The sequence below is a fragment of the Rhizobium sp. CFBP 8752 genome (genome assembly GCF_014842035.1).
Taxonomy (GTDB): Bacteria; Pseudomonadota; Alphaproteobacteria; order Rhizobiales; family Rhizobiaceae; genus Neorhizobium; species Neorhizobium soli.
The window spans coordinates 380,037-404,916 of sequence record NZ_JACYUZ010000004.1 but is presented as its reverse complement, the minus strand read 5'-3'; the positions used below and the strand labels follow the sequence as shown (position 1 = coordinate 404,916).

General features: G+C 60.7%; 24 protein-coding genes. 7 read left to right on the top strand and 17 right to left on the bottom strand.

All coding sequences use genetic code 11. The annotated features are described in order from the left end of the window. The first annotated feature begins 184 nt into the window (after positions 1-184). The 3 genes from fdhF to IFT59_RS20370 all read left to right on the top strand — a co-directional run bounded on the left by fdhF (position 185) and on the right by IFT59_RS20370 (position 5,470). Complete coding sequence (gene fdhF, locus IFT59_RS20380; RefSeq protein WP_192088062.1) at positions 185-3,064, top strand: formate dehydrogenase subunit alpha; 2,880 nt, start codon at positions 185-187, stop codon at positions 3,062-3,064. Positions 3,065-3,369: 305 nt separating this feature from the next. Further along, complete coding sequence (locus tag IFT59_RS20375; protein ID WP_192088060.1) at positions 3,370-3,687, top strand: formate dehydrogenase subunit delta; 318 nt, start codon at positions 3,370-3,372, stop codon at positions 3,685-3,687. Between the two features lie 127 nt (positions 3,688-3,814). Beyond that, entirely contained in the window at positions 3,815-5,470 is a 1,656-nt protein-coding gene (locus IFT59_RS20370; RefSeq protein WP_062459050.1) for an OFA family MFS transporter, read from the top strand. 65 nt (positions 5,471-5,535) lie between these two features. On the opposite strand, the gene IFT59_RS20365 is transcribed toward IFT59_RS20370, so the two are convergent. The 9 genes from IFT59_RS20365 to IFT59_RS20325 all read right to left on the bottom strand — a co-directional run bounded on the left by IFT59_RS20365 (position 5,536) and on the right by IFT59_RS20325 (position 13,726). Beyond that, positions 5,536-7,425, bottom strand: coding sequence for a bifunctional sugar phosphate isomerase/epimerase/4-hydroxyphenylpyruvate dioxygenase family protein (locus tag IFT59_RS20365; RefSeq protein WP_192088058.1), 1,890 nt, complete (start codon positions 7,423-7,425; stop codon positions 5,536-5,538). 82 nt (positions 7,426-7,507) lie between these two features. Beyond that, entirely contained in the window at positions 7,508-8,230 is a 723-nt protein-coding gene (locus IFT59_RS20360; protein WP_430250009.1) for an amino acid ABC transporter ATP-binding protein, read from the bottom strand. Between the two features lie 73 nt (positions 8,231-8,303). Next, positions 8,304-8,948: an amino acid ABC transporter permease gene (locus tag IFT59_RS20355; RefSeq protein ID WP_062459043.1), complete on the bottom strand. Its 645-nt coding sequence runs from the start codon at positions 8,946-8,948 to the stop codon at positions 8,304-8,306. A gap of 13 nt (positions 8,949-8,961) precedes the next feature. Then, the gene (locus IFT59_RS20350; protein WP_113110032.1) at positions 8,962-9,624 is read right to left on the bottom strand and encodes an amino acid ABC transporter permease; all 663 of its coding nucleotides are present in this window, start codon (positions 9,622-9,624) and stop codon (positions 8,962-8,964) included. A 37-nt stretch (positions 9,625-9,661) separates the two neighbouring features. Then, the gene (locus tag IFT59_RS20345; RefSeq protein ID WP_192088056.1) at positions 9,662-10,489 is read right to left on the bottom strand and encodes an aldo/keto reductase; all 828 of its coding nucleotides are present in this window, start codon (positions 10,487-10,489) and stop codon (positions 9,662-9,664) included. Continuing rightward, complete coding sequence (locus IFT59_RS20340; RefSeq protein WP_192088055.1) at positions 10,486-11,310, bottom strand: sugar phosphate isomerase/epimerase family protein; 825 nt, start codon at positions 11,308-11,310, stop codon at positions 10,486-10,488. The genes IFT59_RS20345 and IFT59_RS20340 overlap by 4 nt, the downstream gene beginning before the upstream one ends. Continuing rightward, the gene (locus IFT59_RS20335; protein WP_192088054.1) at positions 11,307-12,368 is read right to left on the bottom strand and encodes a Gfo/Idh/MocA family protein; all 1,062 of its coding nucleotides are present in this window, start codon (positions 12,366-12,368) and stop codon (positions 11,307-11,309) included. The genes IFT59_RS20340 and IFT59_RS20335 overlap by 4 nt, the downstream gene beginning before the upstream one ends. Then, a complete protein-coding gene (gene aroQ / locus IFT59_RS20330; RefSeq protein WP_244508889.1) occupies positions 12,365-12,805 on the bottom strand; it encodes a type II 3-dehydroquinate dehydratase in 441 nt (146 codons plus the stop codon). Before aroQ ends, IFT59_RS20335 begins: the two co-directional genes overlap by 4 nt. Before the next feature lie 87 nt (positions 12,806-12,892). Next, positions 12,893-13,726, bottom strand: a complete 834-nt coding sequence (locus IFT59_RS20325) for a transporter substrate-binding domain-containing protein (protein WP_192088053.1) — start codon at positions 13,724-13,726, stop codon at positions 12,893-12,895. 210 nt (positions 13,727-13,936) lie between these two features. On the opposite strand from IFT59_RS20325, the gene IFT59_RS20320 reads away from it, so the two are divergent. Further along, positions 13,937-14,626, top strand: a complete 690-nt coding sequence (locus IFT59_RS20320) for a TetR family transcriptional regulator (RefSeq protein ID WP_192088051.1) — start codon at positions 13,937-13,939, stop codon at positions 14,624-14,626. Here IFT59_RS20320 and IFT59_RS20315 read toward each other — a convergent pair. Both IFT59_RS20315 and IFT59_RS20310 read right to left on the bottom strand, forming a co-directional pair. Continuing rightward, complete coding sequence (locus IFT59_RS20315) at positions 14,599-15,504, bottom strand: NAD-dependent epimerase/dehydratase family protein (protein WP_192088049.1); 906 nt, start codon at positions 15,502-15,504, stop codon at positions 14,599-14,601. The two genes, IFT59_RS20320 and IFT59_RS20315, sit on opposite strands and share 28 nt — an antisense overlap. After that, positions 15,501-16,199, bottom strand: coding sequence for a hypothetical protein (locus tag IFT59_RS20310; RefSeq protein WP_192088048.1), 699 nt, complete (start codon positions 16,197-16,199; stop codon positions 15,501-15,503). Before IFT59_RS20310 ends, IFT59_RS20315 begins: the two co-directional genes overlap by 4 nt. 198 nt (positions 16,200-16,397) lie before the next feature. On the opposite strand from IFT59_RS20310, the gene IFT59_RS20305 reads away from it, so the two are divergent. The 3 genes from IFT59_RS20305 (at position 16,398) to IFT59_RS20295 (ending at position 18,786) form a co-directional block, all read left to right on the top strand. Beyond that, positions 16,398-17,138, top strand: coding sequence for an SDR family NAD(P)-dependent oxidoreductase (locus IFT59_RS20305; RefSeq protein ID WP_174197515.1), 741 nt, complete (start codon positions 16,398-16,400; stop codon positions 17,136-17,138). A 9-nt stretch (positions 17,139-17,147) separates the two neighbouring features. Continuing rightward, the gene (locus tag IFT59_RS20300; protein ID WP_192088047.1) at positions 17,148-17,966 is read left to right on the top strand and encodes a sugar phosphate isomerase/epimerase family protein; all 819 of its coding nucleotides are present in this window, start codon (positions 17,148-17,150) and stop codon (positions 17,964-17,966) included. A 106-nt stretch (positions 17,967-18,072) separates the two neighbouring features. Beyond that, entirely contained in the window at positions 18,073-18,786 is a 714-nt protein-coding gene (locus IFT59_RS20295; protein ID WP_062576427.1) for a GntR family transcriptional regulator, read from the top strand. Positions 18,787-18,822: 36 nt separating this feature from the next. Here the strand turns inward: IFT59_RS20295 and mnhG are convergent, their stop codons facing one another. Genes mnhG through IFT59_RS20265 form a run of 6 tightly spaced genes read right to left on the bottom strand, consistent with a single transcriptional unit; the run spans position 18,823 to position 24,823 of the window. Next, positions 18,823-19,191, bottom strand: coding sequence for a monovalent cation/H(+) antiporter subunit G (mnhG, locus tag IFT59_RS20290; protein WP_192088045.1), 369 nt, complete (start codon positions 19,189-19,191; stop codon positions 18,823-18,825). Continuing rightward, a complete protein-coding gene (locus tag IFT59_RS20285; protein ID WP_062459005.1) occupies positions 19,188-19,469 on the bottom strand; it encodes a K+/H+ antiporter subunit F in 282 nt (93 codons plus the stop codon). Before IFT59_RS20285 ends, mnhG begins: the two co-directional genes overlap by 4 nt. After that, positions 19,466-19,942, bottom strand: coding sequence for a Na+/H+ antiporter subunit E (locus tag IFT59_RS20280; protein WP_062459002.1), 477 nt, complete (start codon positions 19,940-19,942; stop codon positions 19,466-19,468). Before IFT59_RS20280 ends, IFT59_RS20285 begins: the two co-directional genes overlap by 4 nt. Then, entirely contained in the window at positions 19,942-21,567 is a 1,626-nt protein-coding gene (locus IFT59_RS20275) for a monovalent cation/H+ antiporter subunit D (RefSeq protein ID WP_192078608.1), read from the bottom strand. Before IFT59_RS20275 ends, IFT59_RS20280 begins: the two co-directional genes overlap by 1 nt. After that, the gene (locus IFT59_RS20270; protein WP_062458996.1) at positions 21,564-21,902 is read right to left on the bottom strand and encodes a Na+/H+ antiporter subunit C; all 339 of its coding nucleotides are present in this window, start codon (positions 21,900-21,902) and stop codon (positions 21,564-21,566) included. The genes IFT59_RS20275 and IFT59_RS20270 overlap by 4 nt, the downstream gene beginning before the upstream one ends. Then, positions 21,902-24,823 carry a monovalent cation/H+ antiporter subunit A gene (locus IFT59_RS20265; RefSeq protein WP_192088112.1) on the bottom strand — a complete coding sequence of 974 codons (2,922 nt, stop codon included), beginning with the start codon at positions 24,821-24,823 and terminating at the stop codon, positions 21,902-21,904. The genes IFT59_RS20270 and IFT59_RS20265 overlap by 1 nt, the downstream gene beginning before the upstream one ends. Positions 24,824-24,880 lie beyond the last annotated feature (57 nt).

Here is a 24,880-nt window from a genome sequence, read left to right as displayed (position 1 = left end):
GCTTTGCTCGCCGCCCTCGCCACAGGTGGGAGGGCTCAACCTGCCGCGCGGCTTGCTTTCCGATTGGGTGAAGTCGGCGCGGCATCTCTTCGCCCCCCTTGTGGGGGAGATGGCCGGCAGGCCAGAGGGGGACTTTCTCCCCGCCGCCCAGTCCGCACCCCCATGTTCAAACAGGAGACGCATCATGTCCCTCGTTCATGAAATCGACTACGGCACACCCGTTTCTAAATCCACCGATACGGTGACGCTCACCATCGACGGGCGCCAGATCACCGTTCCCGCCGGCACCTCGATCATGCGCGCCTCGATGGAGGCCGGCATTCAGGTGCCCAAGCTCTGCGCCACCGACATGGTGGATGCGTTCGGGTCCTGCCGGCTCTGTCTCATCGAGGTCGAGGGCCGCAACGGAACGCCGGCCTCCTGCACCACGCCAGTGGCGCCCGGGATCGTCGTCCACACGCAGACGGAGCGGCTGAAACAGATCCGCAAGGGCGTGATGGAGCTCTATATCTCCGACCACCCGCTCGATTGCCTCACCTGCGCCGCTAACGGAGACTGCGAGCTGCAGGACATGGCGGGTGCCGTCGGGCTTCGCGACGTTCGCTATGGCTACGAGGGCGACAACCATGTGAGGGCCCGGACCGACGGCGCCATCAATGCCAAGTGGATGCCGAAGGACGAGTCGAACCCTTACTTCACCTACGACCCTTCCAAATGCATCGTCTGTTCGCGCTGCGTGCGCGCCTGCGAGGAAGTGCAGGGAACGTTTGCGCTGACGATCGAGGGCCGCGGTTTCGAAAGCCGTGTCTCGCCCGGTGCGCACGAACATTTCCTCGATTCCGAATGCGTCTCCTGCGGTGCCTGCGTGCAGGCCTGTCCGACGGCGACGCTAACCGAGAAATCGGTAATCGCCATCGGCCAGCCCGAGCATTCGACGGTCACGACCTGCGCCTATTGCGGTGTCGGCTGTTCGTTCAAGGCTGAAATGCGCGGCGAAGAACTGGTACGGATGGTACCGTGGAAGGACGGCCAGGCCAATCGCGGCCATTCCTGCGTCAAGGGACGGTTCGCCTATGGCTATGCGAGCCACAAGGACCGCATCCTCAACCCGATGATCCGCGAGAAGATTTCCGATCCGTGGCGGGAAGTCAGCTGGGAAGAAGCGTTCAGCCATGTCGCCTCCGAGTTCCGGCGCATCCAGTATCAGTATGGCCGCGAATCGATCGGCGGCATCACCTCGTCGCGCTGCACCAACGAAGAGACATTCCTCGTCCAGAAGCTGATCCGGGCCGGTTTCGGCAACAACAATGTCGATACGTGTGCCCGCGTCTGCCATTCGCCGACTGGTTACGGGCTCGGCCAGGCTTTCGGCACCTCGGCCGGAACGCAGAATTTCGACAGCGTCGAGCACACCGACGTGGTGATGATCATCGGCGCCAACCCGACCGACGGGCATCCGGTGTTCGGTTCGCGGCTGAAGAAGCGGTTGCGGCAGGGTGCGAAACTCATCGTCATCGATCCGCGCCGCACCGATATCGTCCGCTCGCCCCATGTCGAGGCAGCGTTTCACCTCCCCTTAAAGCCAGGCACCAATGTGGCTGTCCTGACCGCGCTGGCGCATGTCATCGTCACCGAGGGACTGTTTGCCGAAGCCTTCATCCGCGAGCGCTGCGACTGGTCGGAATTCGAGGATTGGGCGGCGTTTGTTTCCGAAGACGCGCATAGCCCGGAAGCGACGGAGGCCTATACCGGCGTTCCCGCCGATCTGCTGCGCGGTGCAGCCCGGCTGTTTGCGACCGGGGGCAATGGCTCGATCTATTACGGTCTCGGCGTCACCGAGCACAGCCAGGGCTCGACGACGGTGATGGCGATCGCCAACCTCGCCATGGTCACCGGCAATCTCGGTCGGCCCGGCGTCGGCGTCAATCCGCTGCGGGGCCAGAACAATGTCCAGGGCGCCTGCGACATGGGCTCCTTCCCGCACGAACTGCCAGGCTATCGTCACATCTCCGACGATGCCACCCGCGAGACATTCGAGAAACTGTGGGGCGTGACGCTCAACAACGAACCGGGGCTGCGCATACCCAATATGCTGGATGCGGCGGTCGAAGGCACGTTCCGGGGCATCTACATCCAGGGCGAGGATATCCTGCAGTCCGACCCGGATACCAAGCATGTCTCCGCCGGTCTCGAAGCGATGGAATGCGTCGTCGTGCACGACCTGTTCCTCAACGAAACCGCAAATTACGCGCATGTCTTCCTGCCGGGCTCGACCTTCCTCGAAAAGGACGGCACGTTCACCAATGCGGAGCGCCGTATCAACCGGGTTCGCAAGGTGATGAGCCCGAAGAACGGCCTTGCCGACTGGGAAGTGACGCAGAAACTGGCGCAGGCCATGGGGCTGCCGTGGAACTACACCCATCCGTCGCAGGTGATGGACGAGATCGCCGCGACGACCCCGAGCTTTGCCAAGGTCTCCTACGACTACCTGGAAGAGATGGGCTCGGTGCAGTGGCCCTGCAACGAAGCGCATCCGCTCGGTTCGCCGATCATGCATGTCGACGGCTTCGTGCGCGGCAAGGGCAAGTTCATCCGCACAGAATATGTCGCGACAGACGAACGCACCGGGCCGCGTTTCCCGCTTCTGCTCACCACCGGCCGCATTCTCAGCCAGTACAATGTCGGAGCGCAGACGCGACGGACGGAAAATGTCGTCTGGCATGCGGAAGACCGTCTGGAGATCCACCCGCACGACGCCGAGCAGCGCGGGATCAAGGACGGCGACTGGATCAAGCTCGCGAGCCGAGCCGGCGATACGACGCTGCGGACTCTGATCACCGACCGCGTGGCGCCGGGTGTCGTCTACACCACGTTCCACCATCCCGATACGCAGGCGAACGTGATCACGACCGACTATTCCGACTGGGCCACCAACTGCCCGGAATACAAGGTCACGGCGGTGCAGGTTTCGCCGTCGAATGGCCCGACGGAGTGGCAGCAGGACTACGGCGACCTGTCGCGCAGATCGCGACGCATCGCAGGTCGAATGGAGGCTGCGGAGTAATCGGAATTATCAATTGCAAATAGGCAATCGGTGAGGCCGCAGGGCTCTTGCAAACAGGTCAAGAACCAGATTAAGGGGGAGTGCCAATTTGTCGCAGAGTCCTATGACGCCACTGTTCGTCGCAAGTGCAGTTCTTGAAACTAGCCGTCGTAACGGAAACAGTGCAACTCGCTCAATCTCGGTACAAGCCAATCGTACGATAGGTTTCAGCTATCACGGCAGCCGCGCTTCAACTGCGCGGATCTCCGGACCGTATCCGGCTGCTGCAATGACGGGTCGCCTGATCGCCATCGGAGCTTTTTCCGATGGTGCATGATCAGTTGGACGACACAGTGCCACATGAAACCCACGGCCACGAAAAGCTGGTCCGGATGGCAAACCAGATCGCCACGTTTTTCTTATCCCAGCCGGAGAGCGTGCGAACCAATGGCGTTGCGACGCATATCAACAAATTCTGGGAGCCGCGCATGCGCCGGCACCTTTTCGAGCATCTCGATACAGGCGGCGCAGGACTGCTGCCGCTTGTCATCGAGGCTTCGACACTGATCCGCCGACCGGCAGAACCGAGCGGGACGGGTATGGGAACCAAAGAGGGAACGACCGGGGGTGTTTCCGGACGTTAGGGAACGGGGCCAGATGAAACCGCTTTCCGGGAGATCACACCGGAAAGCAAAGCGTGAGCTCGCCTTCAGCTGGAGGGCAGTGGCGGGATCACGTTGAAAGCCATTACTCAGAGAGGGATTTTCTTTCATGGCAGTTGCAGGAACAGCAGGAGGCGGCGTCGTTGACGCGGGCCTCCTGGATAAGGAACGTATTATCGCAAAACCGGGCTTCAACCGTTGGCTTGTGCCGCCGGCAGCCCTCGCTATTCACCTTTGCATCGGCATGGCCTACGGCTTCAGCGTATTCTGGCTGCCGCTTTCGCGCGCCATTCCAGGTGCAGCCGACCCGTCATGCACAGGCATGGGCCTGCTGACGGCCCTGTTTACGACGAGCTGCAACTGGCGCGTTGCCGATCTTGGCTGGATCTACACGCTGTTCTTCGTGTTGCTCGGCTGCTCCGCCGCCATCTGGGGCGGCTGGCTTGAAAAGGTCGGTCCACGCAAGGCTGGTTTCGTCTCCGCCTGCTGCTGGTGCGGTGGCATTCTCGTCGCAGCCATGGGCGTCATGACCCACCAGCTGTGGATGATGTGGGTCGGCGCCGGCGTTATCGGCGGCATCGGTCTCGGTCTCGGCTATATTTCGCCGGTTTCGACACTGATCAAGTGGTTCCCGGACCGTCGCGGCATGGCGACAGGCATGGCGATCATGGGCTTCGGCGGCGGCGCAATGATTGGCGCTCCGCTCGCAAACCTTCTGATGAACTTCTTCAAGACCGACGTTTCTGTCGGTGTGTGGCAGACTTTCATCGCCATGGCTGCAATCTATTTCTGCTTCATGATGGGCGGCGCCTTTGGCTACCGCATCCCGCCAGCAGGATGGCGTCCTGAAGGCTGGACACCGCCGGCTTCCAAGTCGACGATGATCACGACGAAGCACGTTCACCTGCGTGACGCCCACAAGACAAAGCAGTTCTGGCTGATCTGGGCCGTGCTTTGCTTGAACGTCTCGGCCGGTATCGGCGTGATCGGCATGGCATCGCCGATGCTACAGGAAATCTTCGCCGGTTCGCTCATCGGTCTGCCGGACGTCGCGTTCGCGCAGCTCGACGCTGGACAGAAGGCACAGATCGCAGCAATCGCTGCAGGCTTCACCGGCCTTCTGTCGCTCTTCAACATCGGCGGACGCTTTGTCTGGGCCTCGCTTTCGGACAAGCTCGGCCGCAAGAACACCTACTATACGTTCTTCATCCTCGGCATCATCCTCTATGCCACCGCACCGACACTTGCCAACCTCGGCAACAAGGGTCTGTTCGTTCTGGCATTCGGCATCATCCTGTCCATGTATGGCGGCGGCTTCGCAACCATCCCGGCCTATCTTGCCGATATCTTCGGAACCCAGTTCGTCGGCGCGATCCATGGTCGTCTTCTGACTGCCTGGGCGACTGCCGGCATCGTCGGTCCGGTCGTGGTGAACTACATCCGTGAAGCGCAGATTGCTGCCGGCGTTGCGCCGGGACCGGCTCTCTACACCGGAACGATGTATATTCTTGCGGGCATGCTTGTGCTTGGCCTCATCGCCAACTCGCTGGTGCGGCCGCTTGCCGACAAGTGGTTTATGTCCGACGCAGAGGTTGCCTCGCTGCAGGCAAAGACTGCCGCTGCAAATGCTGGCCCGACCGGTTCATTCGGCATCGGCAAGGGTGGCTTCTCCGCTCAGGCCGCTCTCGCCTGGGCCGTCGTCGGCATCCCCATGATCTGGGGCATCTGGGTCACGCTGAAAAGCAGCCTGGTTCTGTTCGGCTAAGCCAAAAACGCATGAGGGGCCGGCCTACCCGGCCGGCCCCTCATCACCAAAGGCTCCCGCGAAGCCTAAAGCCGTGGCACACCTTCCGGCCTGATCTGTTTCTTCAGGGCCGCAATGCGGAAGATCGCATTGGCTGCGCCATAACCGCGATAATCGCGACGCTGGACGATCTCGAAGAAGAAGCCCTCACCAAACGTGCCGCTATAGAGCTGGAAGTATTCGCCGTTCTCGTCGCGGTCGTAGAGAATGTTCTCCGCCTTCAGCCTCTCCGTCAGGTCCGGATCGAGACCGAAGCGGGTTTCCACGTCGCCATAATAGTTTGGCGAGATCGGCAAGGGCCGGAAGCCGTTCGCCTTCAGGGCCGCGGCCGTCGCAAAGATATCCGCAGTTTCGAATGCCAGATGCTGGATGCCGGACCCGAATGTCTCCGCAATAAAATGCCCAGCAAGCGTTCGCCGGTTTTCCGCACCATTGAGGGTAATGCGAAGGTAGCCTTGCGGCGCTTCGACAACCTGGCTGCGCACCACGCCCGATGGGTCGATGATATCGACCATCGGCGTCTTCTGCATCTCGAAGATCGAGGTGTAGAAAAGCACCCAGGTGAGCATCTCCTCATACGCTACCGTCTGGGCGATATGATCGACGCTCAGGAGGTGGGCATCCTGCTTCTTATGCTCATCATCGACTGGGGCGAAATCTATATCCCAGATTCGGGAAAGATCCGTCTTGTCATCGAGCAGGTAGATCAGCCCACCGCCGACACCGCGGATAGAGGGGATCGTCACCTCGCCGGTTTCGACGGGCTGATTGAACACTTCGGCGCCGAGTGCCACCGCACGATCCATCGCATCGCGCGCGTCGTCCACCTTCAAAGCCATTGCATAGGCCGAGGTGCCATGCACGGCGTAGGATGCGCTCGCAAAGCCCATCTCGTCCGTATTCAAAAGCAGTTTGATATTGCCCTGAGAAAACACGCTGACTTTTTTGCTGCGGTGTTGTGCCGTTCGCGAAAAACCAAGCGTGCGCAGGATGCCGGCCAGTTCTCCGGCGTCCGCTTCGCTTGCTGAAAACTCAACGAAGCCGACCCCTTCGACCGCGCTGCGGTCCGGCATGGCCGGGAGGGTCAGGCCCGAAGCATTCGGATTGCGCCGCACCCGATCTCCAAGCGTGATCAGTGATCGGTGACCATCTGCGGCAATCGCTTTCGCCGAGCCGCCCCGGAACTGGTCATTAAAGATCTCCAGCGAGAAATAGCCGTCATAGCCGGTTTCGGCGACGGCGCTGGTAAATGCTTCGACCTGCAGATCCCCCTCGCCCGGCATGTTGCGGAAGTGGCGGCTCCAGTAAAGCAGATCCATATCGATCAACGGCGCATCGGCCAGCTGGACGATGAAGATCTTTTCCTTCGGGATAGAGCGGATCGAATTGATGTCGATCTGTCGCGACAGCGTGTGGAAACTGTCGAGGATGATGCCGATATTCGGGTGGTTGGTGCGCCGGACAACTTCCCAGGCATCGCGATGATCGGAAATGTGTTTGCCCCAGGCGAGCGCCTCGTACCCGACTTTCAGGCCACGCTTGGCAGCGCGTTCCCCGAGTTCGTGAAAATCCGCCACCGCCCGGTCGATACCGCCGAGCGCGAGCGGCGAGACGTTCGAGCACACGAGGACCAGATCGGTGCCCAGCTCCTGCATGATGTCGAACTTGCGCTCCGCCCGGTCGAACAGCCGCGAGCGGTGCGGTTCAGGCATGCCCTCGAAATCGCGGAAGGGCTGGAACAGGGTAATCTCCAGTCCGTGATCCCGCACCATGCGCCCGACATCGGCAGGCGTACCGTCGAAGGCGAGAAAGTCGTTTTCGAAGATCTCGACACCGCTGAACCCCGCCTGCGCAATGGCTGCAAGCTTTTCCGGGAGTTCGCCGCTGATCGATACGGTCGCTATGGACGTCTTCATGACTTTTCCCTCGTTTACTCAGCCTCGTTTGCGATATGCCTCAGTAGCCAACGCATGCAGGTGCCCACTTGGCTCCACCCCATCAATGATGCGACAGGATCTCGCCCAGGAATGCGCGGGTCCGGGGATGGGCGGGTGCGCTGAAGAAGCTTTCGGGATCGTTTTCTTCGACGATCTCGCCATCGGCCATGAAGATGACGCGGTCCGCGACCTGGCGAGCGAAACCCATTTCATGCGTCACGCAGATCATCGTCATACCATCGCGGGCGAGCGACACCATCGTATCGAGCACTTCCTTGACCATTTCAGGGTCGAGCGCCGAGGTTGGCTCGTCAAACAGCATCGCTTTGGGTTCCATGCAGAGAGCCCGGGCAATCGCGACGCGCTGCTGCTGGCCGCCGGAAAGCTGGGCCGGGTACTTGTCGGCCTGATCGCCGATGCGGACCCGTTCCAGATATTTGCGGGCCGTCTTTTCCGCCTCGGGACGCGACAGTTTGCGCACGCGCATGGGCGCGAGAATGCAGTTTTCGAGCACCGTCTTGTGCGGAAACAGGTTGAATTGCTGGAAGACCATCCCGACTTCGCGGCGCACCGCATCGATCGCCTTCTGGTCATCCTTCACGGTATGGCCCGATACGACGATCTTGCCACCCTGGCTTGCTTCCAGCCGGTTGATACAGCGGATCAGCGTCGACTTGCCCGATCCCGACGGACCGCAGAGAACAATCTTCTCACCCTTCGCCACCGTCAGGTTGACTTTCTTGAGGGCGTAGAATGCGCCGTACCACTTCTCCACGTCGCGCATCATGATCATCGGCTCTTTGCCGGTCGGCTGGGCGTTGGTGTTGGTCACAATTGCCATGGTCATTTTCCCTATTCTATCTTGCCAAACCGGCGGACATACGCCGCTCGATGCGTCGTCCCCACAGGGACAGCGGCCAACACATTGCGAAATACATGGCGCCGACGACGCCGAACACGAGAAGCGGCTGGTAGATCTGGTTGGAGACGATCGAACCGGCACGCGTCAGCTCGATGAAGCCGACGATGGCAGCAAGCGACGTGCCTTTCAAAAGCTGGACCAGGAAGCCGACGGTTGCCGGCAGCGACAGCTTGAACGCCTGCGGCATGATGACGTCGAACATCAGGCTTCGGGTGTGGAGGCCAAGCGCATCGGCAGCTTCGGTCTGGCCCTTCGGCACGGCCTCGATCGCGCCGCGCCAGATTTCGCCGAGAAATGCCGAAGCATGCGCGGTCAGCGCGATACCGACGGCGGCCCAACCGGGCAGATCGAAGCCCAGGAGCGGCAGGCCGAAATAGGCGACGAAGAGCTGCATCAGAAGCGGCGTGCCCTGGAAGAGGCCGATCCAGCCGATCGCGATATAGCGGACCAAGGCGATCCTCGACACCCGCATCAGGGCCACGATGACGCCCGAGATGATGCCGCCGACAAAGGCCATGGCGGTCAGGACCAGTGTCCAGCCGAGGCCTTGCAGCAGGTAGGTCAGTTCCTGGTATCCCATATCCTGGTCCTCCTCAGCGCTGCGGATAGTTGAAGGCACGCCGGCCGATGGCGGCAAGCGTCCACATGGTCACCATCGAAATGACGAGGTAGATGCCGGTCAGGGTGAAATAGGTCTCGAAACTGCGGAAGGTTTCAGCCTCGATACGCTGACCCACCGAGGTCAGCTCATAAGCCGAAATCGAGGTGCAGATCGCCGTCGTCAGCGTCAGCAGAATGAACTGGCTCGACAGCGACGGATAGATCGCCCGCAGTGCCGGCTTCAGCACGATCATCCGGAAGACTTCGTGATTGTGGAGACCCAGCGCCAGCCCGGCTTCGGTCTGTCCCTTGGGAATGCTTTCCACACCGCCTCGAATGATCTCGATCGCATAGGCGCCACCGTTCAATCCCAGCGCCAGAACAGCTGTCATGGTCGGATTAAGCCGGACGCCGGCAAGAGGCAGCGCGAAGAAGATGAAGTAGATCTGCACGAGGAAAGGCGTGTTGCGGATCACCTCAACGAAAGCCGTGACGAGAAAGGACGGGATGGCCATGTTCGTTCTGAGGATCGCCACGCCCAGCACGCCGATGACAGTCGCAATCATCATGCCGGCCACGGCCAGGAACAGGGTTCCCAACGTGCCGTAGACCAGCGATTGCCAAGCATCGGTGACGACGCTGAAATCAAGTGTCATGTTCTACCTCCCTCATTGCCTTCACCATCGCCGCGTCTCAGTCCCAATCGGGTTCCCACTCGAAACGGGAATAGCGCTCGCCACGCGCCAGCGCATGAATGGCAGCCATGTCTTCCGACGACAGTTCGAAATCGAAAAGGTCCATGTTGGACTTGATGTTTTCGGCTTTTGCAGAGCGCGGAATGGCACCGACATGGTCTTGCTGCACATGCCAGCGCAACGTGATCTGGCCAGCCGATTTGCCGTATTTCGCTCCGAGCTCGGTCAGCAGCTTGGAGCTGAACACCTTGCCGCGCGCAATCGGCTGATAGGCATTCAGCAGCATGTCTGCCCGGCGCATGCGCTTGAGCAGTTTTTCCTGCGACAAGAAGGGATGGTACTCGACCTGATTGCAAAACAGCTCTGCCTTGTGGACGTCGAGCGCCTCGTCAAGCAATGCCACGGTGAAATTGCTGACACCGATCAGCCTTGTCTTACCCTCGGATTTTGCCTGCGCGAATGCGTCGAGCGTTTCGCCAAGGGGCACGTCCTTGGTTGGCCAGTGAACGAGGAGCAGATCGACATAGTCGAAACCCAGCCGTTCCAGGCTCTCATCAACGCGGGCCGCGACCGTTTCCGGATCGAGATCGTTGAACCAGATCTTGGTGGTGACGAAGAGCTCTCGCCGTGCCACGCCGCTCTCGCGGATTGCGTTGCCGACTTCGACTTCGTTTCCATAGCGTATCGCGGTATCGATCTGGCGGTAACCGAGTTCGATGGCGGTACGGATCGCCGCCTCGCCTTCCGGTCCCTTCAGTTCGAATGTACCGAAGCCGAGGCTCGGGATCTCCACGCCCTGGATGGTCTTTATTTGCAAGCCGGTCATTGGCCCTCTTCGGATTCAGGTTCGAGAATTCTGCGCGACGCGATCAGCGTTCGCTTCGCCCATTCGGCGGCGGAAAGGCCAGCGGACTGCTCGTCGTTGGGGATTTCCACGGCAACCGGCAGATCGGCCGGCATGGCAGCAAACATGCCAGCAAGGTCGAGTTCCCCCTCGCCCGGCAGAAGCCGCGCATGGCGGGCTGTGTAGTTCAGTTCTTCCCGCGTATCCGGGATTTTGGCCGGAGCATCGCAGATCTGCGCGTAATTCAGCCACTTGCGCGGCACAGCAGTGATCTCTTCAATTGTCGTGCGGGCCCGCGAGACATGCAGCGTATCGATGATGACGCCCTGGTTCGGCTGGTCGGCCGCGTTCAAGACGCGGGTGGCGGCGCTTAGATCCCGCAGCTCCGATTGCGGCATGAATTCGAGATCCATCGACAGGCCGAAGGGACGCGCTGCCTCGCATAGTTTGACAAAGGAAGCCGTCAGGCGCCCTTCGTCGGCATCGTCACCGGCAACAAGAATGGCACGGGCGCCGAGCTGGCCGGCACATTCGAGAAACGGCAGCAGCGGTTCCGGATCGAAATCCGGCGAAATGCGAATCATCTCGACATCGAAGACAGCGATGCCGCTGTCGCCCATGAGGCTTATCAGAGATTTCACGCGCGCCGGGTCATCCATCAGCGGATAGGCAAGTCCGCCGGGAAAGGCCGGCATCAGACGCAGGCCGAGATAGTCGTATCCGGCCTCAGCTCCCGCACGCACGGCTTCTTCGGGTGCGACGCCGAGCCCGGTAAGAAAAGAGAGGGACCATGTCTTCTTCATGCGGCCACCTTTGTCGGTGCAAGCATTTCGGCGAGCGTCACCGTGCGATCCTCGCGCCCGGCGAGATCGACCGCAAGCGTCGCGGCAAGCGTCGACATCCCGTCGCGCGCGCTGATCAGCGGCGTTGCATCGCCACGGATCACATCCACGAAGTGGTCAAGCTGGTTGACATAGGTGAGCGAGCCATCGCCGGGGCGGTATTCGCGAACCAGCGGATGCTGCCAGTGATCGTTTTCTTCCGCGTGCCGCCAAAGGTACATGTCGGAAACAGACAGTGCTGCCTTTCGTCCGGCGAGGAAAAGGCAGGGACCGGGCTGTGCCGGATGATAGAGCGCCTGCCCGGACGTATATTCCCAGGCCCAGGGGCTGACGGCTGCGTCCGAGATCAGGAATGTGCCGAGCACGCCGTTGACGAAGCGGATCGAAATGCTTGCGGTGTCTTCGACCTCAAAACCGCGGCGGGCCGAGGATGTGAAGGCGCGGATGCTTTCGATCTCGCCGACCAGATAGCGCAGGACGTCGATATCGTGGATGAGGTTGATCAACAACACGCCGCCGCCGCGCTTGCGACGCCATTCGGTGTTGAAATAGTCGTCCGGCTTGTCGAACAGGGTCATGCCGCTGACAGCGACCAGCGGTCCGAGTTCTCCGGCGTCGATGGCGCGTTTGGCGGAACGGATGTCGGGGCTGTGGCGGCGCTGATGACCGACAAGAACGGGCACCCCGCCTCGCTCCGACGCCTCGACAATGCGGGCAGCCGAGGCGATGCTTTCGGCGATCGGCTTTTCGATCATGCAGGGTACGCCGCGCTCGATGCAGGCGAGAGCGGCCGGTGTATGGAGATTGTTCGGCAGCGCGATGATGGCGCCGTCGGGCTTTGCCTCGTCGAGCATGGTGTCGTAGTCGGCAAAGTACGGGACGGAGAGGCGCGCGGCGAGTTCGGCTGCAGCGGGCGACGGATCGCAGATCGCGGCTAATTCGGCGCGGCGGTTGGACACCAGGAGGTCGGCATGTTCGCGGCCGATCAGACCGGCACCCATCAGACCGATGCGGGTCATTGCGTCATCTCCGCCATGGCCCGCAGAGCGAGGCGATAGCCGTAGGCACCGAAGCCTGCCATGACTGCCGTCGCGGTCTTGGAGACGAGCGACTTGTGATAAATTTCCTCACGCTGATGCACGTTGGAAATGTGCAGCTCGATCTTCGGCTTGTCGAAGGTCTTCAGCGCATCCAAAATAGCGATCGAGGTGAACGTGTAGGCGGCCGGATTGATGATGATGCCGGCGGCATCATGGCGGGCCGCATGAATGGATTCGATGATCTCGCCTTCGAAATTAGACTGGCGGAAATCGATCGCGACGCCGAGTTCGGCAGCGTCCGTTTCCAGCCAGCCACGGATTTCGTCGAGCGTCGTGCGGCCGTAGATATCCGGCTCGCGCTGACCGAGAAGATTAAGATTGGGTCCGTTCAGGATAAAGATCGTGCGCATGTCCATGCCTTTTGCTGCAGATCGGGGCGCGCTTTTCCAATCGCGGCTGCGCGCCCCGTTTCGTCATGCGTTCGTGGAATTGACGCTAACTATTTACTGTACGGTGAAGGGGATGCCTTCGAGCTTTTCCGGGAAATTCGGAAGCGCGTCTGCTGCCAGCCACTTCTTGTTGATCGCTTCGAGACGGCCGTCGGCCTTGATCTTGTCGATGAACTTGTTCAGCCAGTCGTTGATTTCCTTGTCGCCAAGCTTGGTGGTGACGCCCATCCACTGTTCGTTGAAGACCAGCTTCTGTTCGTAGTCGTTGCCTGGCGATGCGCGGTCGAGATTGATCTTATAGGTCGTGTTGCCACCGATCGCATCGACCTGGCCGGAGACGAGCGCCTGGATGTTGGAGCTGTCGTCGTCGAAGCGGCGGATGTTGGGAACGTCACCCAAAAGGGTGGTGATCGCCTTGTCCTGTGCTGCGCCGCGCGGCACGCCGATGCGCAGGCTCTTGGCGTCCTCGATCGCGATGATCTTGTTCTTGGCGCTCGACAGAAGAATGATCTTCAGGCCTGCATAAGGCTTGCTGAATTGCACGGCCTTGGCGCGATCCGGGTACATGCCCATGACGGCCATCTGCAGATCGACCTTGCCGGTCAGAAGGTTCGGGATGCGGGCCGAAACTGCGTTCGGTACGAACTCGACCTTGACGCCCATTTCCTCGCCGATCAGCTTGGCGACGTCGACGTCATAGCCGATGTTCTGGCCGCTGGCGTCGATCGAGCCCCATGGTGCCTGTTCGCCCATGACGCCGACCCGGATGACGCCTGCGCTCTTGATCTTCTCAAGAGCCTGCGCATGGGCAGCGGATGCACCGAGCGCCATGCTGACGCCTGCAACGAGCGTCAATGCGAGTGTGCGGAATGAAAATTTGCCTGGCATGAATTGTCCTCCTCAGGGTTGATGCCTTTTGTTGTCAGGGCCGCGACTCCTCTTCGCAACCCAGACGGAAATACCCGTATTTCAATTAACCAACCAGTTGGTTGATGTCAATCGACGTGCTATTCCTGCTCGCGGATTGATTGCTTACACTTAAGCCGCTGATCCCTGTTGCCTGCTGTGGTAACGGGGCCGCGAGGCCGAGGAATTGAGATGACGACCACCGAAAACATGTTCACTGATACGAGTCTTGACCCGGGCCAAAGGTCGCCGGAAAGGCGCAGACGCTTTTTGCTGGAATCGGCAATCACAGAATTTTCGACCTACGGAATCGGTGGCGCACGGGTCGATCGCATCGCTCAGCGCGCGAATTCCAACAAGGCGATGGTCTACCACTACTTCGGCAGCAAGGAGGATCTCTACCTTGCCGCGATGGAGCATCTTTACACCGGCATCCGCAGTGCCGAAGACGCGCTCGTGCTCGATCCGGAAGATCCCGTCGGTGCGATGAAGGCGCTGATCGCCTTCACCTTCCGCTATTATCTGGACAACCCCGCCTTCGTCCGAATGATCAACACGGAAAATCTGCACAGCGCGGCGCATCTGCAATCCGCCGGCGACATGAAGGGGCTCAACAGCTCGGTCGTGACCAAGGTCTCGACGATCCTCGATATCGGTGTCGCTAAGGGCCTTTTCCGTAGCGTGGACCCTCTGGATCTCTACATCTCGATTTCCGCCCTCGGCTTTACCTATGTTTCCAATCGCCACACGCTGAAGATCCTGTTCGGACGAGACCTCATGGCTGCGGACGCCATCGAGGCCCGCCTGGAAACCATGATCGACATGATCCTGCGATACCTTGCTGCGGACGGTCATCAGCCCCTCCCCGCGAGCGATCGGTAGTGGGCGATGGTCTGCGATATGCCCTGCCGCAGCGGCGTGAAGGGTATTGCGCCTAGCAGAGCTTCGTTGTCGGTGGCGGCGATGTCTGGCGCCATCGGCACGGCTGGGCCGCCAAAATCAATGTTTGCACCAGGGATCTCAGTCCGGATGGCTGCGATCACGTCAGGCACGTCTTCGCAGGCACCGCCGACCGAAAACGCGTGCGCTCCCTCAAACGGCCGTGTTGCCGCCGCCGCGAAGGCTGCTGCCACGTCGGCGACGAAAACGAGATCCTGCGGGCCGGAATAGCCGATCGTGTAGGCATTGCCGAGAACCGCTTCTCGGCAGGCAAGCGTTGGGCCCGCCGTCAGTCCGCTTTCGCGCCCTGGCCCGTAGACCACCGTCGGTCGGAGGCCAATGCTGGCAATGCTCGCATCGACCCAGTACGCGCGGGCGCTTCCTTCGCAGGCAAGCTTGAAGGCGCCGTAATGCGTGACCGGATGCGGCGTCGTTCCGTCATCGGGGCCAAAAACGGCAGCGCTGCTGGCATAGGCGATCCGCGCAATGTCGTTAGCCTTGGCTGCTTCGAACACGTTCAGCGTGCCGATCAGGTTCACCGTAGCACCTAGGACCGGATCGTTCTTGCAGGCGGGCGTCAACAAAGCGGCGAGATGAATAATGGATGCGCAATCTTTGGCGGCGGATTTGACCGCGGCGCCATCGGTAATATCGCCCTCAAACCACTCGACGTGATCCGCTTCGTCGCCAGCGATGTCCCGCAATATGCGGCGGTCGGGCGAGCGATCGAAAATCCGCACGTCATGGCCTTCGGCTTTCAACGCCTTGAGGATCCAGCCGCCCAGAAAGCCGGCGCCGCCGGTCATCAGAATCCGGGTCATGGCGCGCCCCGCATATCTTCCGAGGTAATCGAGAAGGCGGTCTCATAGATATCAGTGACCGGCGCTTGAAGGATGCCGCTTTCAACTGCCAGCCGCTCCACCTCGGGCAAGGCCGCCCGCAGTCCTGCGCTCGACGACCCCTCGACCAGAACGACGACGTCGAAGACAGTCTCGTTCATTACAGCCCGCAGCTCGGTTTCCTTGGTGCGGACGCTCGAAACCTCGTTGCGGGAAACACCGACGTGGACGCAGGAGACACCACGCACCGCGAGCATCGTGTCCGCGAGTGCCTGAGCATTTGCCCGCAGCCGGGTCTCGCCATCGTCGCCCGAAAGATCGAAGCGGATCGTCGCCATGCTGCCACCGTCACCATGGCCGGCTTCAGCAACGCGTTCGCAGGCGACGCGCAGAAAATTACGGAAACTCGGCGCAACAGCCGTCGTCCAGGGTGTCGGGTTGTTCAAACGCTCGAGGTAGTCGGGGGAACGGAATGTCTCCAGTGTCTCGCCGGAATAGACGGTGCCAAAAACATAGCGGGAGGCAGAAGGAGCATGCAGCCGCTTGCCGGTTCTGAAGCCCGGGATCGAAAGGCGCTCGGGCATATGCTCGCGGGTATGCCATTCGATATATTCGGCATGCCCGCCCTCTTCGATGTCGTGCCAGATCGCCAGAAAGGCGTTGCCATTCATTCCCATCGTCTACTCCTCCCATTCACTCGCCCTGCATCCTCAGCGCTTGACAAGCCGGTCATTTGCGACCCATGTAGGCCACTAGAATGTTAGTATGCTACAAATGTCAAGCGTAAGGTTCCAACCAAACGGATGCGTGATGACAACGAACGAAAAGAAAGCGGCTCTTGGGAAACGGGTCGTAATGCCAGGGAGGAGATACACATGGCGAACCAGGAAACACCTCGCGTTGCGATCGTCACAGGGGGGGCCGGCGGGCTCGGATTTCCGATCGCAGCAAGACTTGCGGCCAAGGGCCACAAGGTCGCGCTATGGGACATCAACAAGGAACGGGTCGAAGAGGCTGCTGCCAAGCTTCCGGGCGCCAAGGGTTATGTGGTCAACGTCATGGACCCCGCCGCGGTCGAGGCAGCCACGGAGCAAGCGGTCGCGGATCTCGGGCCGCTCGGCATTCTCGTGACCTGCGCCGGTCACAATGGCCCGCTCGAAAAATTCGTCGATTACCCGCATGACGGCTGGCGCTTCGTCATGTCGCTCAATCTCGATGCAGTATTCTACTGCTGCCAATCGGCGGTTCGGCAAATGCTGAAGACCGGCTATGGCCGCATCGTCAATATCGCCTCGATCGCCGGCAAGGAAGGCAATCCCAACGCGGTCGCCTACTCCGCTTCGAAGGCGGGCGTTATCGGCCTGACGAAATCGATCGGCAAGGAACTGGCAACGACGCAGATCCGCGTCAACTGCGTGACGCCGGCTGCGATCGAAACGGAAATGATGAACCAGCTGACACCGGAATTCAAAGCCTATGTAACAGCGAAGATCCCTGTCGGTCGCCTCGGCGAAGCGGAGGAAGTCGCATCGCTCGTCAACTGGCTGGCGTCTGAGGAATGCTCGTTCTCGACCGGCGCCGTGTTCGACGTCTCCGGCGGCCGCGCGACGTATTGAGGTCGCACAATGTATAAGCAACATCCCCTTTCGCTCGCCTATCTGACCGTGTTCGGTTGTCCTCCGGTCGAGAACGTCAGGATCGCAGCCGCCTGCGGTTACGATCTCGTCAGCCTGCGGCTGATTGCTCCACACGGGCTGGAGCTTGCCCATCCAATCGTTGGGAACCAGAAGCTGATCCGAGAAATCAACGCCGCGGCGTCGGACACGGGCATGACGTTCTACGACGGCGAGGTGTTCACCCTCCTGCCGGAGACGGACATCAAAACCTGGCTTCCGGTGATCGAGACTGCCGGTGAATTCGCAATGCCGATCATGCAGATCACCTGCGAGGACCCGGATCTTTCCCGAGCAGCAGACAATCTCGGCCGCATTGCCGACGCGGCGGCGCAATACGGCATCAAAATGTCGATCGAGTTCATGCGTTGGCGTTCCACTGCCAACATCCATGATGCAAGCCGCCTGGCGAGTGCGACGGGCCGGAACAATGTCGGCCTTCTGATCGACGCGCTGCACCTGTCACGCTCCGGCGGCAGCCCCGCCGATGTCGCAAGCCTGCCGAAGGGCCAGGCGCTGTATCTCCAGCTTTGCGATGCGCCGGCCGAGCAACCGGCAGACAACGCCGGTTGCATTGCCGAGGCACGCACTGCCCGGATGTTTCCAGGCGACGGCGGCCTGTGGTTGAAGGATCTGATGGCCGCCCTGCCCGCAGATGTCGTAATCAGCGTCGAGACCCCGCATAAAGCAGACGCGGCGCTCAGCTTCATGCAGCGGGCCGAAGGGGGAATGGCTGCCACGCGGCGCTTCCTCGACGAGATCTCCACCTGACAAGCACCCTCAGGGAATGTTGCCTCACTCCCTGAGGGCGCGTACAGAATTCGGTTATGCCGCGTCGGAGCGTATGATCCGCTCCGGGAAGGAAGGGACCGTAGGAATGGATGCAAAACCACGATCCTCGTTGGGCGCAAGGGTGACCGAGAGGCTGAGACGAGCCATCATCGATGGCGAGCTCGAGTTGGGTGACGCACTTTCGGAAGACAAGCTGGCGACCACGCTTGGCGTCAGTCGGAGCCCGGTGAAAGAAGCCTTCGCAACGCTCGAACAGCAGGGCCTCATCGATGTGCGTCCGCAAAGGGGAAGCTTCGTCTTCCTGCCGACCCGCGAAGACACGGAAAACCTGTGCGAATTCCGCAAGACGATCGAGATCGAGGCAGTTCGCCTCGCCATGTCGCGTCGTCGCGATGAAACGTTAAAGGCGATGCGGGCAGCTGCCGAAGACATGATGGCGGCGTGCGAGGCGGGCGACAACCATCGATCCGCCCGCGCTGATGATCATTTCCACGATGCATCGCTGGAGAATTGCGGCAATCCGTATCTGTTCAACGCCTACCAGCTCGTGTCGAGCAAGGTCGCGGCACTTCGATCGCACCGTTCCACGCTGCCCACGCGCAAAAACGCGAGTGCTGAACATATCGCCATCGTCGAGCTTCTGGAAAGCAATCGGATCACCGAAGGACTGGACATGCTTGGGACCCATGTCCTGATGATGGCGGTTCGGTACGGTATTGAGGAAGAGCCGCTACGACTTCCCGGTGGACGAGCCGCACGCAGCGCGAAACTCGACCATATCGGCCTTCTGCCGGACTAGTCCCGCAACCGGAACGGACCGCAGGACAGATCCGTCTCAATCGTTGTTTACGATATCGGCGCGGTGTTTCTCCGGCACGCCTTTCGTCTTCTCAACTCTGTCTCGATGCAGCGCGGCGCGTGCGAGGAGAAGGAAGGTGGCCGGCGTCGTAACCGTGACGAAGATCCCGATGAGGATCTCGTGCATCATTGGTCGACCTGATGTCACGGAGAAAAAGATCATCGACGCGACCATGACGCCGCCCACACCCCAGCTGGTGCCGAGGGTTGGCGCATGGATGCGCTCGTAAAACGTCGGCAGCCGGAGAAAGCCGATCGCGCCGATCAGCGCCAGCGACGCACCGACAAGCAGGAAGACCGCGACCGCGATGGCGGCCCAGAGCGGCAGATCAGTGGCTTCACTCATTCGATCACCTCACCCCGCATCAGAAATTTGGCGAGCGCAACGGTTGCCACGAAACCCAGCATGCCGATCACCAGCGCCGCTTCGAAATAGATGACCCGACCCGTGCCGATCCCGAACGTGACAAGCATCAGCATCGCGTTGATGTAGAGCGTGTCCAGTGCAATGATCCTGTCCTGCGCCCGCGGGCCGCCGAACATGCGCACAGAGGCGATAGCCATGGCCGCAGCCAGCATCAATTGTGCGACAGCCACAGCTGTGAAGACGATGATGGCACTCATACGAAGATCTCCATCAAGAGCTTTTCATAGCGGTTCTTGACCATATCGCGCCACTTCGCCTCGTCGTCGAGATCGAGGACATGCAACAGCACGGTATTGTCGTTGGAATCGTATTCCAGCCAGGCTGAGCCGGGCGTGCTCGTCAGAACGATCGCGAGCACCGCCAGCGAGAAATGGTTGTGCGTCTGCAGCTGGATCGTCAGGAAGGCCGGATTATGCCGCCGCGAACCGCTCCTCAGGATGACTGCGGCAACCTGCGCGTTCGACTTTGCAACGTCGTAGAGCACCATCCCCAATAGCTTCGGGAGAAGGTACCATTTGCCGAGTCTCGGCTTTTCCGGTCTCAGGGAAGCCATAGCCCAGCAGGCGAAGACTGCGACCATTGTGCCGATAATCAGGTGGCCGAGCGTGAACCCGTTCAGCAGCAGCCACATGAGGACCAGGAAGACGGCAAGGATCGGGAAGGGAAACATCAATCGCCTCCCTGTCCGTTGCTGTCGGCGACGCCCTTCAGGACTGTCGCGTTTCTGACGGCGTTGATGTAATTTTCCGGGCTGGCGAGGGTCCGTATCGTCGTGTCCATGTACTGCATCGCGGGTCCAGCCTGAACCGTCAGCACAAGGGTAAGGCTCAGAAGGAACATGACTGGTACGATCTCGATGACCAGCACCCGCGGCACGGTGCCCTCGATCGAGCTCCAGAACGTCCTGATGCCAACACGCGTCATCGCGATAAGCGCTGCGACGCCTGACAGGATGACGAGAACGATGAGCGTCCAGACCGCAGCAGTCGGCGGCACGCCAATGGCGCCGGTGCCCATCATCGCGGACAACATCGCGAATTTGGCGATAAAGCCAGACAGTGGCGGCAGACCGGACAGAAGGATCGCACAGGCTGCAAAGCATATGCCGAGGATCGCCATCGTCCCGGGCATCGTGACCCCGTCGCCCTCTTGCGGCTCATCGTCGTCGGCGTCGCCGTAAGCTTCCATCGTCACGGTGAGGACGCTAGCGCCCGCATCCTGACCACGCTCGACAAGTTCGATCAGCATGAAGAAGGCGCTGATCGTCAGGGTCGAGCTCACGAGATAGAGGAGTGCGCCGGACGAGACCGCACCATCGTTGATGCCGAGCACCATCAGAAGCGTGCCGGACGACACCAGAACCGAATATCCGGCCAACCGGCCCAAGGCCTGCGACGCGAGCACGCCGATCGTTCCAAACACCACTGTCGCGATACCGCCGATGAGCAGGAATGTCGATCCGAACCCGGCCGATGGCCCGGTTTCAAACAGCAGCATGATCAGCCGCAAGATGACATAGATGCCGAGCTTGCTGAGGATCGCGAAAACGCCCGCGACGGGTGCCGAAGCGGCGCTATAGGCGGTCGGAAGCCAGAAGCAGAGCGGCCACATGCCGGCCTTGATGAGAAATGCGATCCCGAGCACGCCGGCGCCGGCTTCCATCAGCATGCGTCGGTCCGGCTCGATCTGCGGAATGCGCGCGGCAAGGTCGGCCATGTTCAGCGTACCGGCCGTGCCGTAAATCAGGCTGACGCCGATCAGGAAGAGAAGTGCTGCGGCAAGGTTGACGGCAATGTAATGGAGGCCGGCCTTTACCCGCAGCGGACCAGAGCCGTGCAGAAGCAGACCGTAGGATGCAGCAAGCATCACTTCGAAGAAAACAAAGAGGTTAAAAAGATCGCCGGTGAGGAATGCGCCGTCCACCCCCATCAGCAGCAGCTGGAACATGGTATGGAAATGGGCTCCGACAATGTGCCAGCGGGCCATCGAATAGACAAGCGACGCAAGCGCCACCAGCGCCGTCAAAAGCAGCATCATCGCCGACAGCCCGTCGAGCACCAGCACGATCCCAAATGGAGCGGCCCAGTTGCCCAGCAGATAGACGCCTTCGAAATCGCTCGGACCGCTCTCGATACGAAACAGCACGAACGAAACGCAGACGAGGATCACCACCGACGTCAGGCTGACCATCGCCTTGGCAACGCGCTGTCGTTCGTCGATGAACAACAGCACTGCCGCCGCAAGCAGCGGGACCAGGATCGGTGCTATGATGAGGTGATGCGCCCAGCCGTTCATGACGGGTCGCTCCTGCCGTCAACATGGTCGGAGCCGGTCAGGCCGCGGGAGGCGAGAAGCACGACCAGAAACAGTGCCGTCGTGGCAAATCCGATGACAATTGCCGTCAGCACCAGTGCCTGGGGCACCGGATCCGCAAGGCTTGCGGTGGCCGTGCCGTCCACGAGAACCGGCGGCACATTGGTCTTCACCCCTCCGACGCTGAAGATGAACAGGTTGACGGCATAGGCCAGAAGGGAAAGCCCGACGATGACCTGATAGGTCCGTGGGCGCAGGATGAGCCACACGCCGCAAAAGGTCATGACGCCGATGGCGATGGAGAGAATGATTTCCATCAGGTTTCCTTCGTCTTTGCTGCATCGATTGCCCGCAGGCGATTGATGCGGATCGACTGGTGCGCCAACGCCACCATGATCAGAACCGTCGAGCCAACGACGAGCGAGAAGACGCCGAGATCAAACAGCAATGCCGTTGCCGCCGGCATTTTCCCGACAAGCGGAAGCTCGACATACTGGAAGTGCGAGGTGAGGAACGGGTAGCCGAAAGCCCAGGCTCCGATACCGGTTAAGGCCGCAGTCAGAAGGCCAGCACCCATCCAGCGCAGCGGCAGAATTCGGATCCGATCTTCTGCCCAGCGTGTTCCGCCGGCCAGATACTGCAGCAGGAAGGCGAGCGACAGCGTCAGGCCTGCCGAGAACCCGCCGCCCGGCATGTCGTGACCACGCAGGAACAGATAGACAGCGAACATGATGATGACAGGGAAGAGCCACTGCATGATGACCGACGGGATCAGCATGTAGTCCCGAGCCGTATCGCCCGCAGACCGATCCGGCCGCTCTTCGTCGAAGCGGTTCTGTGCCCGCTGCTGTTCGGGCATCGCCATCGTATCGTCGGCCGGCCGGAAACGGCGAAGCAGCGCATAGACGGTGAGCGCCACCACGCCGAGAACTGCGATTTCGCCAAACGTATCGAAGCCGCGGAAGTCCACCAGGATCACGTTGACGACGTTGCGGCCTCCGCCCTGCGAATAAGCGTTTTCCAGGAAGTAAGTAGCGATAGCGTCCGGCACCGGCATCGTCATCACCGCATAGGATATGAAGGTCATGCCGACACCGCAGAAAACGGCGAGCGCAAGATCCCGGAAGCGTCTCAGCCGGGCGCGGACGGTAATCGGTGCATCATTGATTTCGTTCCGCTTCGGCAACCAGCGTAGGCCGAGAAGGATCAGTACCGTCGTGATGATCTCGACCAGAAGCTGCGTGATCGCGAGATCAGGCGCCGACAACCAAACGAACGTGACGCAGACGATCAGCCCGACGCCGCCAAGCATGACGAGCGCCGCCAAACGGTGATATTTCGCAAGAAACGCGGTGCCGAGCGCCAGACAAATACCAATCAGCCAGATGGCCGCGAAGGCCTTGTCGACCCCGGAGAACACGAACGGCCGCGGCTCGAACCCGGAGAGCCAGAGCGGCAGGAGACCTGCGACAAAGCCGGTGAACACGACCCAGCGCAACTGCGGCTGCAGCTTGCGGGTACCGATCCGCCGCTCCGCGAGCCTTGCCCAGCGCCATGAGACTTCGACGAGGATACGCTCGAAGATGCGCTGTCCGCGGAAGCGTCTGAACACGGGCGCACCGTCTTTGCACTGCGCAAGATAATTTCGAAGGAGGATGTAGATCAGCGCGCCGGCGACAAGAGCAACGATGCTCATAACGAGCGGAAGGTTGAAGCCGTGCCAGATCGAAAGGCTGTATTCAGGCGTATCCGGCCCGAGTACGCCCATCGCGGCCGCCTGCAGGATCGGTCCAACGGCGATCGCCGGAATGACGCCGACGACCAGACACGCGACGACCAGAAGTTCGATCGGGAACAGCATCCAGTGCGGCGGCTCGTGCGGCTTTTCCTTGGGAAGACCAACTGGCTTCGGCCCGAAAAAGACCGTGTGGATGAACCGAAGCGAATAGGCGACGCTGAACGCACCGGCGAGAGTGGCGACGTAAGGAAGGATGCGGTCCAGGAACGAGTCCGCGTGGGTCTCTACCGCTTCTGCGAAGAACATCTCCTTCGACAGGAAGCCGTTCAAAAGCGGGACGCCCGCCATCGCCGCACTGGCGACCATGGCAAGTGTGCCGGTAATCGGCATGAACCGGAACAGTCCGCTCAATTTTCGCATATCACGCGTACCGGTCTCGTGGTCGATGATACCGGCTGCCATGAACAGCGACGCCTTGAACGTCGCATGGTTCAGCATGTGAAAGATCGCAGCGACCGTTGCCAGCGGGCTCCCGAGGCTGAGCAGCGTGGTGATCAGGCCGAGATGGCTGATCGTCGAATAGGCGAGCAGACCCTTCAGATCCTGCTGGAACATCGCGAAGTACGCGCCCAGCAGAAGCGTGATCATGCCGGCTGCACCGACGAGAATGAACCATTCGTAACTGCCGGACAGCGCCGGAGACATGCGCGCCAGGAGAAAGACCCCGGCCTTTACCATGGTCGCAGAATGGAGATAGGCCGATACCGGCGTCGGCGCTGCCATCGCGTTCGGCAGCCAGAAATGGAACGGAAACTGCGCGCTTTTTGTCAGAGCCCCGAGCAGGACGAAGACGAGTGCCGGGACATAGAGGGAATGTGCGCGAATGACGTCGCCGGCTTCGAGAATTTTATCAAGGTCGTAGCTGCCGACGATATTGCCGAGAAGCAGAAGGCCAACGAGAAGGCAGAACCCACCTATGCCGGTGATCGTCAGGGCCATACGCGCGCCATCGCGCGCAGCGGAGTTGTTGTGCCAGTAACTGATCAGCAGGAACGAGAAGATGCTCGTCAGCTCCCAGAAGATCGAGAGGAGAATGACGTTGCCTGACAGCACGATCCCGAGCATGGCACCCATGAACGCCAGTAGGAACGAGAAGAAGCGCGGAACCGAGTCCTCTTCGGACATGTAGTATCGCGCGTAGATGACGACCAGCAAACCGATGCCGGCGATCAGTAGCGCGAACATCCACGCGAACCCATCAAGTCGCAACTTGAACTCGAGCCCAAGCTGCGGGATCCACTCGAACGTCAGACGGACAACCTGGCCCTCCGTAATCGAAGGGTAGGAGGCAATGACGATCAGAAGGCACGCAAGCGAAACCCCACCGGCGGTCCAGGATGGCAGCACACGCGACGATGTCTTCAGAAAAAATGCCGAAGCAAGACTGCCGACAAACGGCAGAACCAGAAGAACAAGCAGGAAATATGGGCCCAGCGTTATCCCAATGTGTCTGTTCCTCGTGCGTTTCGATGGCCTGAGAGCGCACAATACGCGCCA